General features: G+C 63.6%; 14 protein-coding genes, 1 tRNA gene and 1 pseudogene. 6 read left to right on the top strand and 10 right to left on the bottom strand.

Features of this window, described 5'->3' with window-relative positions; all coding sequences use genetic code 11:
• Positions 1-719, bottom strand: a pseudogene (locus BHQ40_RS22060) (S8 family serine peptidase); the annotation flags it as partial.
• A 142-nt stretch (positions 720-861) separates the two neighbouring features.
• Between BHQ40_RS22060 and BHQ40_RS22055 the strand changes: the two are divergent.
• Positions 862-1,350 (top strand): sigma-70 family RNA polymerase sigma factor, encoded by a 489-nt coding sequence (locus BHQ40_RS22055; protein ID WP_070157946.1) that lies wholly within the window; start codon positions 862-864, stop codon positions 1,348-1,350.
• On the top strand, positions 1,347-2,072 hold the full coding sequence (locus BHQ40_RS22050) for an anti-sigma factor family protein (RefSeq protein WP_070157945.1): 726 nt from the start codon (positions 1,347-1,349) through the stop codon (positions 2,070-2,072). Before BHQ40_RS22055 ends, BHQ40_RS22050 begins: the two co-directional genes overlap by 4 nt.
• Positions 2,073-2,396: 324 nt before the next feature.
• Here the strand turns inward: BHQ40_RS22050 and eda are convergent, their stop codons facing one another.
• From eda to BHQ40_RS22025, 5 genes are all read right to left on the bottom strand, one after another.
• Positions 2,397-3,014, bottom strand: a complete 618-nt coding sequence (gene eda, locus BHQ40_RS22045) for a bifunctional 4-hydroxy-2-oxoglutarate aldolase/2-dehydro-3-deoxy-phosphogluconate aldolase (RefSeq protein ID WP_070157944.1) — start codon at positions 3,012-3,014, stop codon at positions 2,397-2,399.
• Positions 3,011-3,979, bottom strand: coding sequence for a glucokinase (gene glk / locus BHQ40_RS22040; protein WP_070157943.1), 969 nt, complete (start codon positions 3,977-3,979; stop codon positions 3,011-3,013). The genes eda and glk overlap by 4 nt, the downstream gene beginning before the upstream one ends.
• 1 nt (position 3,980) lies before the next feature.
• A complete protein-coding gene (edd, locus tag BHQ40_RS22035; RefSeq protein ID WP_070157942.1) occupies positions 3,981-5,810 on the bottom strand; it encodes a phosphogluconate dehydratase in 1,830 nt (609 codons plus the stop codon).
• Positions 5,803-7,275, bottom strand: coding sequence for a glucose-6-phosphate dehydrogenase (gene zwf, locus BHQ40_RS22030; RefSeq protein WP_070157941.1), 1,473 nt, complete (start codon positions 7,273-7,275; stop codon positions 5,803-5,805). Before zwf ends, edd begins: the two co-directional genes overlap by 8 nt.
• A 140-nt stretch (positions 7,276-7,415) precedes the next feature.
• Positions 7,416-7,904 carry a hemerythrin domain-containing protein gene (locus BHQ40_RS22025; RefSeq protein ID WP_070157940.1) on the bottom strand — a complete coding sequence of 163 codons (489 nt, stop codon included), beginning with the start codon at positions 7,902-7,904 and terminating at the stop codon, positions 7,416-7,418.
• Here BHQ40_RS22025 and BHQ40_RS25885 point away from each other — a divergent pair.
• Together BHQ40_RS25885 and BHQ40_RS22020 are read left to right on the top strand one after the other, a co-directional pair.
• Positions 7,878-8,126, top strand: coding sequence for a hypothetical protein (locus tag BHQ40_RS25885; RefSeq protein WP_139139424.1), 249 nt, complete (start codon positions 7,878-7,880; stop codon positions 8,124-8,126). The genes BHQ40_RS22025 and BHQ40_RS25885 overlap by 27 nt on opposite strands.
• 25 nt (positions 8,127-8,151) lie before the next feature.
• A tRNA-Leu gene (locus BHQ40_RS22020) sits at positions 8,152-8,236 on the top strand.
• A gap of 73 nt (positions 8,237-8,309) precedes the next feature.
• On the opposite strand, the gene BHQ40_RS22015 is transcribed toward BHQ40_RS22020, so the two are convergent.
• Positions 8,310-8,582 carry a hypothetical protein gene (locus BHQ40_RS22015; protein ID WP_070157939.1) on the bottom strand — a complete coding sequence of 91 codons (273 nt, stop codon included), beginning with the start codon at positions 8,580-8,582 and terminating at the stop codon, positions 8,310-8,312.
• Positions 8,583-8,710: 128 nt separating this feature from the next.
• Complete coding sequence (locus BHQ40_RS22010; RefSeq protein WP_070157938.1) at positions 8,711-9,217, bottom strand: hemerythrin domain-containing protein; 507 nt, start codon at positions 9,215-9,217, stop codon at positions 8,711-8,713.
• A 241-nt stretch (positions 9,218-9,458) separates the two neighbouring features.
• Between BHQ40_RS22010 and BHQ40_RS22005 the strand changes: the two genes are divergently transcribed.
• Complete coding sequence (locus BHQ40_RS22005) at positions 9,459-9,842, top strand: DUF4168 domain-containing protein (protein WP_139139426.1); 384 nt, start codon at positions 9,459-9,461, stop codon at positions 9,840-9,842.
• 78 nt (positions 9,843-9,920) lie between these two features.
• Here the strand turns inward: BHQ40_RS22005 and BHQ40_RS22000 are convergent, their stop codons facing one another.
• Together BHQ40_RS22000 and BHQ40_RS21995 are read right to left on the bottom strand one after the other, a co-directional pair.
• The gene (locus BHQ40_RS22000; RefSeq protein WP_070157937.1) at positions 9,921-10,100 is read right to left on the bottom strand and encodes a hypothetical protein; all 180 of its coding nucleotides are present in this window, start codon (positions 10,098-10,100) and stop codon (positions 9,921-9,923) included.
• Positions 10,101-10,553: 453 nt separating this feature from the next.
• Positions 10,554-11,069 (bottom strand): hypothetical protein, encoded by a 516-nt coding sequence (locus BHQ40_RS21995; protein ID WP_070157936.1) that lies wholly within the window; start codon positions 11,067-11,069, stop codon positions 10,554-10,556.
• 216 nt (positions 11,070-11,285) lie between these two features.
• Here BHQ40_RS21995 and BHQ40_RS21990 point away from each other — a divergent pair, with 216 nt between their 5' ends.
• The gene (locus tag BHQ40_RS21990) at positions 11,286-11,594 is read left to right on the top strand and encodes a PilZ domain-containing protein (protein WP_171905922.1); all 309 of its coding nucleotides are present in this window, start codon (positions 11,286-11,288) and stop codon (positions 11,592-11,594) included.
• Positions 11,595-11,918 lie beyond the last annotated feature (324 nt).

Below are 11,918 nucleotides of genomic sequence, written 5' to 3'. Positions count from 1 at the left end.
GGGCCTGACCCGGTTAGCAGGCTGGCGACGGCGGTGCCGTGGGCGCTGGGGACGGGCGCGCCCCTTGCAAAGCCTTTCTGTTCTATGGGGCCGCCGAGCGAGGCAATGGCCGCGACACCGCCATCGATCAGGCCCAATGCGCCGGAACTGGAGCCGGGGCGGCTGGCGAGAGAAGCGCCCGACGCCGAGGGTGCTGCGCCGCTGGGGAAATAAAGCGAGTCGCCGCTTACCTCTGCGCCGGGAGCGAGTTTGCGCACGGATTTTATGGCGCGGGCGAGGGCCTGACCCCGTGGAACGGTGAGCCGGGTGAGGGGCAGGTCCAGGCCCTCGATGCGTTCGGCCTGCGGATCATAGCCGGCCTTGCGCAACGCCTCCAGCGCGGCGGCGTCTGCGCCCATGACCAATATGGTGTCGCGCACGGCGGGCTGTCCCCGGTCGTCAAAGGCGATGCTGTCGCTGTTCCGGCGCACAAGGCTGGCGAGCCGGTCCGTGCGCACTGCGAGCAGATTTTCGGCGGGGCGGGCCGGGGACAGGCGCTCCAACTGGTCGAGCGGCAGCGTTCCCCCAACCGTATCGATCAGGTCCGGCACCGTGTCGCGCAAGCCGCCTCCAATCCCGCCGCGCAGGTCTCCGCCGGGCAATGCGAGTTGCGCGCCCGCCCATGCGGGAACGCACAGCGCGGCGGCGATGGCCAACAGGCGGATGGATGGGCGGGGCATTGTCTCTTTATCCTTACGCATGCAGAACGGGTTGAGGCGGATTTTTGTTCGCGCGATTTTTATGCGCAATTTTTATCGGCCTTTGGGATGAAACGTCCGTGCCGTGTCGTTTCATCCCACAGAAACCACAGACGGAGCCTGAATGGCCTTCGAAAGCGAATTGCTGGCACTGGTGCCGCGCCTCCGCCGCTTTGCCGCGAGCCTCTCGCGCAACGCGGCCGATGGCGACGACCTGTGCCAGGCGGCGATCGAACGCGCGCTGAAATCCCGCGCGCAATGGCAGGAGGGCACAAGGCTGGATAGCTGGATGTACCGGATCATGCGTAACCTTTGGACAGATGAGGCGCGGGCGCGCCAGCGGGCGGCAAAGACCTTTGCCCCGGAAGAGGAGGGCGCACATGTCGGCCATGCCGGCGACCGGGACATTGAGGCGGCGGTCGAACTGTCCGACGTGGCGCGGGCGATGGCGAAGCTGCCCGACGAGCAGCGCGAGGTGATCGCGCTCGTGCTGGTCGAGGGGCTGGCCTATAAGGAGGCGGCGGAGGTGCTGGACATTCCCATGGGGACGCTGACGTCCCGCCTGGTGCGCGGGCGTGGGGCCTTGCTGGAACTGCTGGGAGAGGCGGCATGAGCGCGGTGAGCGAGGACATGCTGGTCGCCTATGCCGATGGCGAGCTGGACGAGGTGAACCGGCGGCGCGTGGAGCGGGCGATAGCGGATGATGACGCGCTCGCCGAGCGGCTGGCGGCGCACGTGGCGCTGCGCGAACGGCTGAGCGGACATTTCGCGCCGGTGGCGCAGGAGGCCGTGCCCGACCGGTTCAGGGCTTTGCTGGAGCCGCAGGGTGCGGCGGACAATGTGGTGAGCCTTTCGGATGTCCGGGAGAAGCGCAGCGGCCGCCTGTGGACCTCATGGGGCATGGGCGCGGCGATCGCGGCAAGCCTGGTGCTGGGGCTTGGCCTTGGGCGGAGTATGAACGGCGAGGCCGGGCCGGTGGGCGTTTCCGGCGGGAAGATGGTGGCGCAGGGATCGCTGGCGAAGGCGCTGGATACGCAGCTCGCCTCTGCGCAGGGTGGGAGCGATGTGCGGATCGGCCTCAGCTTCCGGGCGAAGGATGGCGGGTGGTGCCGGAGCTTCGAGGGCGCGGCTGTGGCTGGCGTGGCCTGCCGGGATGGCGGCGGCTGGCGGCTGGAGCAGGCGGTGCCGGGGAGCGGCGCTGCGGGTGACTACCGGCAGGCTTCGTCAGGCGATGCGCGGGTCAGTGCTACGGTCGAGGCGCTGATCGCCGGCGATCCGGCGGATGCGGCGGGCGAGAAGGCGGCGCGGGACGCGGGGTGGAGTAATTTGAACTGATATCTTCTCCGTTCGGGCTGAGCCTGTCGAAGCCCTGTCCTTCTTGAAGAAAGTGCAGCCCTTCGACAGGCTCAGGGCGAACGGAGAGGGGGTGCTTTGGAGCGGAGCGAAGTGCCTTCACTTCGTTCGGGCGTTGAAAAGAGTCACGTGCCTCGTTTCAACTTCGACAGGCTCAGCCCGAACGGATTTGGGATTAGCGTTTGACCTGGCGAAACATCCCAATGTCCGTTCGCTTCGGGCGCAGTCGAGAAGCCTCGCGCATATGTTTCTCGACTACGCTCGAAACGAACGGGTATATCCCTGATCCGTTGGGCAGAGTGAGCCTTAACCCCGCAATCCCGCCGCCGCCCTTGCCAGTTCCTCGATCTTCGCGACATCCACCGGTCCCTTGGGCACGACCCAGCTTCCACCGACGCATTTGACCGCCGGTTCTGCCAGCCATTTGGGCGCGCTTTCCGCCGTGATGCCGCCGGTAGGGCAGAAACGGGCGGTGTAGAGCGGGGCGGCGAGGGCTTTCAGCGCGGGCAAGCCGCCGGACGTTTCCGCCGGGAAGAATTTGAAGCGGGACAGGCCCATATCCATGCCGCGCATGATGTCCCCTGCCGTTGCCGTGCCGGGGAGGAAGGCGACGCCCGCGTCAATCGCCGCCTTGCCGAGCGGTTCCGTGAGGCCGGGGCTGACGATGAACTGCGCGCCGGCTTTCAGCGCCTTTTCCAGATCGGCAGGGTTGAGGACAGTGCCCGCACCCACGACCGCGCCCTTCACCTGCGCCATTTCCCGCATGACCTCCAGCGCGACGGGGGTGCGCATCGTGACTTCAAGGGCGGGGAGGCCGCCCTTTACGAGCGCCTCGGCGATAGGCGCCGCATCCTCGACCCGTTCGATGACTAGGACGGGGATGACGGGGGCAAGCTCCATGACCTGATCGACGGTGATGCTCATGCGTGGGACTCCCGGAAGGCCGCGGCGGCGCCGAACAGGCCGATTTCTTCATGGACGGCAAGGCGGACAGGGACGGACCCCATCAGCCCGGCAAACCGCCCCTTGGCGGTGAAACGGTCGTGAAAGCCGCTTTCCAGCAGCACATCCTTCATCCGCTGGGTGAGTCCACCCGCCAGCACGACGCTGTGCGGACCCTGCGCCAGCGCGAGATCGCCCGCCACCGACCCATAGCAGAGGCAGAAGCGGTCAAGCACCGTGCGGGCGAAGGGATCGCTATTGTCGAGCGCCGCCTGCCACAGATCGGCGTCGTTCATCAGCTCGACCCGCTCATGGTTGATGGTGGCAATCGCCTTGTAGATATTGTTGAGGCCGGGGCCGGACACGATCCGCTCGGTCGATACGCGCAGGAACTTGTCGCGCAGATAGTCGAGGATCTTGCCCTCTAGCTGGTCGAGCGGGGCGAAATCGAGATGCCCGCCCTCCGTCGCGACGACATGGGGGATGCCGTCATCATAGGCGATCATGCCGACGCCCAGCCCGGTGCCGGGGCCAAGGATGGTGACTGAGCCGTCCTGGGGAAAAGGTTCGTCCGGCCCGAAAAGTAGCTCCAGATTGTCCTGCGGCAGCTTAGATACGGCGTGAGCAACGGCCTCGAAGTCATTGACGAGCTTCAGATGATCGAGGCCAAGATCGGCGGCCAAGGTCTTGGGCCGGATCACCCAACTGCTGTTGGTCAGCTTGATGACGTCGCGGCCGATGGCGGTGGCGAAGGCGATGGATGCCGCCTTGGGCAAAGGCTGGCCATCGTCACGCGCGAACGCCTCCCACGCCGCCTGCAGGCTGGGCGTCTCGGCGACCTTATATTTGCGGACTGTGCCAAGAGTGGGGACGCCACGGTCGTCCAGCGTTGCCCGTGCGAAACGGGCGTTGGTGCCGCCAATGTCGGCGGCGATAATCTCAACCATGTCAGATTTCCGTTTCCATCGCCGCGAGCATCGCGGACGCGCCCTCCTCGGCAAGGTCGCTATGATGGCGGAACAGGGCGAACAGCTCCCGTCCGGTGTCGTAGGGCGGCGGCGGGGCGTCCGCGCCTTCGCGGGCTTCCCATTCCACCGGATCGACGAGCGCCTCGACGACGCCCGTGTTTGCGCAGACGCGGACCATGTCGCCGTCCCGCAGCTTGCCGATCGGGCCGCCGCCAAGGGCTTCGGGCGAAAGGTGGATGGCGGCGGGCACCTTGCCGCTGGCGCCGGACATGCGGCCGTCCGTCAGCAGCGCGACCTTGAATCCGCGGTCCTGCAGCACGCCGAGCGAAGGGGTCAGTTTGTGCAGTTCCGGCATGCCGTTGGCGCGCGGCCCCTGGAACCGGACGGCGACGACAACATCGCGCTCCAGTTCTCCGGCCTTGAAGGCCTTCAACACATCGTCCTGATCGGAAAAGACACGGACGGGGGCCTCTATCGTCCAGCGAGCAGGGTCGACGGCGCTGACCTTCATGATGCAACGGCCGAGATTGCCGGAGAGCAGCTTCATGCCGCCATCCGGGCTGAAGGCGTCCGACACGGGGCGCAGCATGGATGTGTCGCGCGGTTCGGCCGGGCAATCGTTCCAGACCAGCGCCTCATTCTCCAGCGCCGGTTCCTTACCATAATCGGTCAGGTCGCGGCGGGCGACGGTCAGGATGTCCCGGTGGAGCAGGCCATTGTCGAGCAATTGGGTGATGATCCAAGCCATGCCGCCAGCGGCGTGGAAATGGTTCACATCGCCCGAACCGTTGGGATAGACGCGGGCGAGCAGGGGAATGACCTCCGACAGTTCGGCGAAATCCGTCCAGTCGATGCTGATCCCCGCCGCCCGCGCAATGGCGGGCAGGTGGATCGCATGGTTGGTCGACCCGCCGGTGGAGAGCAGGCCGATAATCGCGTTCACAATCGCCTTCTCGTCGATGCAATGGCCAAGCGGGCGATAGTCATCGCCGTCCCAGCCAATCGACGCGACGCGATGCACGGCGGCGCGGGTCAGTTCGCCGCGCAGCTTCGTGCCCGGATTGACGAAGGCAGCACCGGGCATGTGAAGGCCCATCACCTCCATCATCATCTGGTTGCTGTTCGCCGTGCCGTAGAAAGTGCAGGTGCCCGCGCCATGATAGGAGGCGCTCTCCGCCTCAAGCAGTTCGGCGGTGCCGACCTTGCCCTCCGCATAGAGCTGGCGGATGCGGACCTTCTCCTTGTTGGCCAGGCCCGATGGCATTGGGCCTGCGGGGATCAGGATCGTCGGCAGATGGCCGAAACGCAGCGCGCCGATCAGCAGGCCCGGCACGATCTTGTCGCAGATGCCGAGCATCAGATTGCCCTCGAACATCGCATGGCTGAGCGCGATGGCTGTGGCCATGGCGATGGTGTCGCGGCTGAACAGCGACAGGTCCATGCCTGCCTGCCCCTGCGTCACGCCGTCGCACATGGCGGGGACGCCGCCCGCGACCTGCGCCGTCGCGCCAACCTCCCGCGCGGCGATCTTGATCGCTTCGGGGTAGCGGCCATAGGGCTGATGCGCGGAGAGCATGTCATTATAGGCGGTGACGATGCCGATGTTCATCGACGTGCCCGTGCGGATGACGGCCTTGTCCTCGCCGGACGCGGCAAAGCCATGGGCGAGATTCCCGCAGGAGAGCTGATCGCGGTTGGTGCCCGCGTCCCGGCCGCGCTCGATCAGGTCGAGATATTTGCGGCGGCGCGGGGCGCTGCGCTTGACGATCCGCTCCGTGACGGCGGCGACAATGGGGTGAAGATCAGTCATGCCAGCTTGCTCCATCGCGTTCGATGAGGGCAATGGCCGAGGACGGTCCCCAGTTCCCCGAAGCATAGGAGGCGACCTTCACGCCCGCCTCCTTCCATCCGTCGATGATGGAATCGATCCAGATCCACTGCGCCTCCACCTCGTCGCGGCGGACGAACAGGGTGGGGTCGCCCTCCAGCAAGTCGAGCAGCAGGCGTTCATAGGCGATGCGGCGGCGCTGTCCGCCAAATTCATGGTCGAGCGACACGTCCAGGCCGACCTCGCGCAGCTTGACCCCGTCCAGCCCCGGCTCCTTCGCCATGATCAGCAGGCGGATATTCTCCTCCGGCTGCAGGCGGATGATCAGGGTATTGGGTTCAAGGCCCGTCCGGCCGACGCCATTGGGGCCGCGCTTGCCGAAGATGGAGTGGGCGACCGGCTTGAACTGGATCATGATTTCGGACTGGCGCGCGGGCATGCGCTTGCCGGTGCGCAGGTAGAAGGGCACGCCGGTCCAGCGCCAATTGTCGATATAGGCTTTCAGCGCGACAAAGGTTTCGGTGTCGGACGGCTTGCCCAGTTCATCGACATAGCCGGTGACGATCTGCCCGGCGACGGCGCCTGGCGTATATTGGCCGCGCACGCTCTGGGTCTTGGCGCTGTCGCCGTCCATCGGGCGGAGCGAGCGCAGCACCTTCACCTTCTCGTCACGGACGGCGGTGGAATCGAAGCGGGCGGGCGGCTCCATCGCGATGATCGACAGGATCTGCAGCATATGGTTCTGCACCATGTCCCGCAGCGCGCCGACGCCATCATAATAGGAAACACGGCCTTCAAGGCCCACTGTCTCGCCCACGGTGATCTGCACATGGTCGATCGCGCCCGCATTCCACAACGGTTCGAACAGCATGTTGCCAAAGCGCAGGGCGAGCAGGTTCTGGACCGTTTCCTTGCCGAGATAATGGTCGACGCGGAAAATCGATTCCTCGTCGAACAGCGCGCCGATGGCGTCGTTCACCTGCTTTGAGGAGGCGAGATCCTTGCCGATGGGCTTTTCCATCGCGATCCGGGTCTTTGGGCCGATGAGGCCAGCGTCGGCCAGGCCCTGCGCGGTCGGGGCGAACAGGGCGGGCGGCGTCGAGAGATAGACGGAGATGCCCTTGTCCATGCGGTCCGACACCCGGTCCGCCAGCGTGCGGAACTGGTCCGCATTGCCCGCCTCGACCGGCGAATAGATGACCATGCCGCACAGCTTCTCCGCCAGCGCCGCGTCATAGCGGTCGGCGGGCAGGAATTTGCGCAGGGCGGCGTCGACATCCTTGCAGAAGCCGGCATCGTCCAGCGCCGTCCGTCCCGATGCGACGATCAGGAAATCGTCGGGCAGGAGGCCGTCACCCAGAAGATTGTAAAGTGAGGGAAAGAGCATGCGGTGCGCCAGATCCCCGGTCGCGCCGAACAGGATAAGCGTGGCAGATTGTTCGGTCAAAAGGCGTTCCCCTTACCGTTTTCATCAACTGGTTTTCTGCACGTAGGGACGCTTATAGCGGCTGGTTGCCGCACCGCAACGAAAAGGCGCGAAAAAGCGCAAGAAACGGTATCTGAGATACGGGCAGGGCCGATCGGCCCTCAAATGCCGACGATCGCATCCTTCATGGCAAAGGCTTCACGCGCCCAATTGACCGAGGTCAGGTTGCGCGAACTGCTGTCGACCATGCCGGTTGTGATGAGTGGGAAAAGCTGCTTCTCCTCCCGGTCCGCGCGATCGATCAGCCAATTGAGGAATTCCAGGGCGCAGGCGCGATAGGCAGACCATTCCATCTGCAGGCGTGCGGGCGTCCAATTGCGCGTATGTGCGCTGTATTCGCGGAATTTTTCGGACAGTTCCGCCCGGAATTTCAGGGCGAGCACGCGGACATGCTCACGGGGATCGGCCTCAATCTTGCTATAGAAGGCACGGTCCTCAAAAGCGAGGTGGGTCATGATCGTGCTCGCCATGTCCCAACGCAATTCCGCCAGATGGTCGAGGTCCGCCGGATATGGCTGGCTCAAAATTTCGGAAAGCTCCTTGGCGAGGGACCGCATCTTGTCATGATCCTGAAGAAGGCGTTCGATCATATTCCGTCCGATCCATCCTGTTTTCTTGATTTAGAGCAAGAATTCATCGCCTGCGCTTTTCAGGTTTCCGAAATGCTAACTGCCGCATCCGGTACGACCAAGGTCTTAGCTTCTATATGTTTTTCCGGTTTTCGAGCCTTGCGCATGTCTATGTCCCGCGTAATTGGGCTGGACGGGGCGAGCGGTTTTTGCCATTGGGGCCGCCCAGCCAATATCGGGTGAAAAGCCCCTATTGCGGCGTCTTTGTGCGGGCGTGGTGAAACTGGTAGACGCGCCGGACTCAAAATCCGGTTCCGAAAGGAGTGTCGGTTCGATTCCGACCGCCCGCACCAACCTTTTCAGACCCTGGTCCGCCAAGCCTCTGCAGTGCGTGGGTCAATGTCCTTTTAGTCTGTCCGCTCCGGTTCAGTCCGCAGCCAGGCGCAGCGTCTCCGCCGGCGCAGGAAGCATCAGTATGCCGCGCACGGCCTGACGCGCCTTGCCCATTTTCTGCCCGACGACAGCCGCGCAAGTCGCATGCTGGCGGGTTTCCAGAACGGTATTGGGATAGGGGTAGAAATTGCCGGATCGTTCGTCCCGGAAACCAGCGCCAATCTTGCCGGCCGCTTTCTGCGCGGCCTCCACATTATTGTACCATTTTCCGGAGCGGTCGGGGGTCACGAAACGATATTGGGTCATGCAGAGATAATCCCCCGGACCGGATCTGGTTCATTGTTCCCGCAGAAAAATTTCGGAGTGCGCTCGACGGGCATGAAAAGGGCGCGAGGGACTGTTCCCCCGCGCCCATGCTTTGGAAAAGGCCCGGATCACGCCGGTTGCAGATTGACCGCCGTCGGCCGGGCGGCGGGAAGCTTGCCGGCCTCCGCCTGCGCCAGAAGCTCCTGCTTGCGGGCCATCATGGCGTCACGCAGGGCGACCAGATCGACATCCGTGGCGCGGCACTGGGCGAACATGCCGTCAGAAGGCATTTCCTCTTCATGCACATGGTGCTTGATCTCCTCGGACAGCACCTTGACCTTGGCGTCGTAGAAATCATCGCCGGGGCTGCCTGCCTCAATGTCATTGATCAGCACTTTCGCGCCATCATGTTCGACATACGCCTCGTCCAGCGTGTCATCCTCTATCTTGCCGCGGAAGGCGGGATAGAAAATCTCCTCCTCGATGGAGGTATGCACCTTTAATTCGACGCAAATTTGCTGGGCGATGGCCTGTTTTTTGCCCTCGCTTGCGCTTTCAAATTTCTCGAACAATTCCTCGACCTTGCGATGGTCGGCTTTCAGAAGTGCGATCGCGTCGGTAAATTCCTGAGCCATGATGATCTCCTGCTGACGTGGATGCCATCAAGACCGCCCGGCAGGCCGGAGGTTCCACCCGCGATTCGTTATCAATCCTTCTTGCTTTCGATCAAACTCGCAAAGACGAGCGTCCAATTGCGGCTCCCGACATCCCCGAAATGCCACAGCCCGTCCGAATTGGCTTTGACCTGTGGCGGGGCGACCACATTTCGGGATGGTTATTAAGAGGAGAAGCATCTTGAACCGCATATCCAAGCTCATGATCATGTCCATCCTGCCGCTTTCGGCTGCGGGAACCGCATTCGCGCAGGCCGCTGCCCCGGCCGAGCCAGCCGCCCCGGCGCAGGCGGCTCCGGCGCCCGCGGCGCCCGCAGGCGCCGCCACCTTCAGCGATGAGGAAATTCAGAAGTTTGCGGCCGCCGCCGTCGAACTGAACAAGATTCAGTCGGACACAACGGTGACTGCCGAGCAGAAGCAGCCCAAGATGCTGGCGGCCGTGCAGGCGACCGGCCTTGATCCGCAGAAGTTCAACGCGATCGGCCAGGCGGCGCAGAGCGATCCCGCCCTGCAACAGAAGATCCAGGCCGCAGCATCGGCAAGCCCGGCCGCAGCGCCCGCGCCAGCGGCTCCGCCCAAGCAATAAGCCGCCCGTCAAACCATGGCGTATTGAGCCGGGGAGCCTGACGCTTCCCGGCTTCGTCATATGCGGCGAGGAAAAGCCTTATTTCTGGCGGCGCGTATAGAGCAGCGCCGCGACGATCGCGGCCGAGCCGATGCCCACGGCCGTCCCCATCCACAGCGTCTTGTTGCCAGCGGAGGGCGGGCTGTTTTCAGCGGGTTTTGCTGGCGTATCCTTGGGCGGGGCAGCCTCTCCGGCCGCTATTTTCTTGTCGTCAGTCATAGTCGCCCGACTATGGGCGATCGAAAGAGCGAAGGAAAGAGCGGTTGAGACGGGCCGATCGGGATTTGCCGGATTTGCGGCCTATGGGCGAGCGGTGCGCCGGTCTCTATTCGATCCCGGAGAACGGATGGTCACAACATCCGCCCTCCGGGAACGATAAGAGTGATGCGGCAGGCCGCATCCAGCTATGGGAAGCTGAAAACCGGATAGGTCCAAAGGATTGATTTTCGGTGAAGGAATACGTTCGTAAAACTAATCATGGTTAAGGGGTTATGAATCCCAGGCCCCGCCTGATATGCGCCGAAGCGGGGATGAATCGGGGCAAGACGTGGCGTTAAGGGCAGGAATAGTTTTGCTGGCGCTCGCTATCGCCTCTGCGTCCCAATGGTGGCCGCTGATCGGCCAGGCTGGCTGATCGCTGCGCTACCCCGCTGTCTCGGGCTTTTCCGGCATTCAGGGCTTGGGCCAGGCGAAACCCGCCGTATTGAAGGTGAATTCCTGAGCGCCTTCCGTCCCCAGATCGATCTTCACCTTGACGGACTTGCTGTCCCGGATCGCCTCGAACGCATTTTGCGGGGGCGGGATGGAAATGCCGTCCTTCGTCTCCGTCATGCGGCCCTGCCATTTCTTCGGCGCTCCGCCGTCCATGCTGGCCTCCACCGCGCATGACGACAGGTCGCAGGTAAACGGCGCGCCGACCGCTTTCACGGTCACGCCGGTTTCCCCGTTGCGCATCTTCTGGAGCAGGATGACGGCGAAGGTGTCAGGCGCGGTCATCGTCTTTACGCTGTTGGCGCTGCCCAGATAGGCGAGCGGCGTCGCCTTGCCGGTCGCGGGATCGGTCTTGGCCTCATATTTCCAGACCTGGCCGATTTGCTGACGCTGAGTCGCGCCGCCTTCATCCGAATTTGTCGATCCGCAGGCGGCAAGCATGGCGACGCTTACCAGCATGAAAGATTTTGCGGCCATTATGGCTCCTCTTGGCGACAGGGGTGACAATGGTTTCGATAGGAAAACGCGCGCCGGATCGGAGAGTTTCGTGGCGTTCGTCCTAATATGGGACAGAAGGCCGCACCGCTTCGGCGTTAAGCTAAGCTTTTGGAAACCAATACCGTTCTACTCCCATGTCAAGACATGCGAAGCCGGGGACTCGGCAGCGCCAACACTTTCGCGGAGCCGACAGACATGGGGTTAGCAGCTTTGTTTCGGCCGGGTCAGCCCGACGAAGCGCGCAAGGGAAGCAGGTTCAAGGTCCTGCTGCCGATCACGATCAGGCAGAATGGCGCCAAGGCCCCCGGCAAGCTCATCGAAGTTTCGAATGAGGGCGCACGCGGCCAGACGCTGGGCAATCCGCAGGTCAAGCAACCCATCGAAATCGAATGGGAAGGCAAGCTGATCTCCGCCAAGGTCGTGTGGGTGAAGGGCGAACGCTTCGGTCTGGAATTCGACAAGCGGCTGAGCAACAACCAGTTGCTGGCGATGATCGCGGGTTAAGGCGCTTCACCTCCGTTGTAACGATGAGGGCTGCCCGTGAGGGCGGCCTTTTTGTTTGGGCGTCTGATCGCCTGTTTGGATGGAAAGCGAAAAAGCATTACGCGCTGCCCCAACACCCGTCATTCCCGCGCAGGCGGGAACCCATCTCTCCCTCTTAAGCCCTGCATGCCCAAGGCACGTTGGGTCCCCGCACGCGCGGGGATGACGAAAGGGGTGGGATGCGGACATATCCCCCATTTCGTCATCCCGGACGTGATCCGGGATCCATGAGCGCAGGCGCTTGTGCAGTCACGCCAGGGTGGAGCCAATAGATCCCGCATCACG

It is taken from the genome of Sphingobium phenoxybenzoativorans (genome assembly GCF_001757355.1).
Classification (GTDB): domain Bacteria; phylum Pseudomonadota; class Alphaproteobacteria; order Sphingomonadales; family Sphingomonadaceae; genus Sphingobium; species Sphingobium phenoxybenzoativorans.
This window is presented reverse-complemented; position numbering and strand designations above follow the sequence as displayed.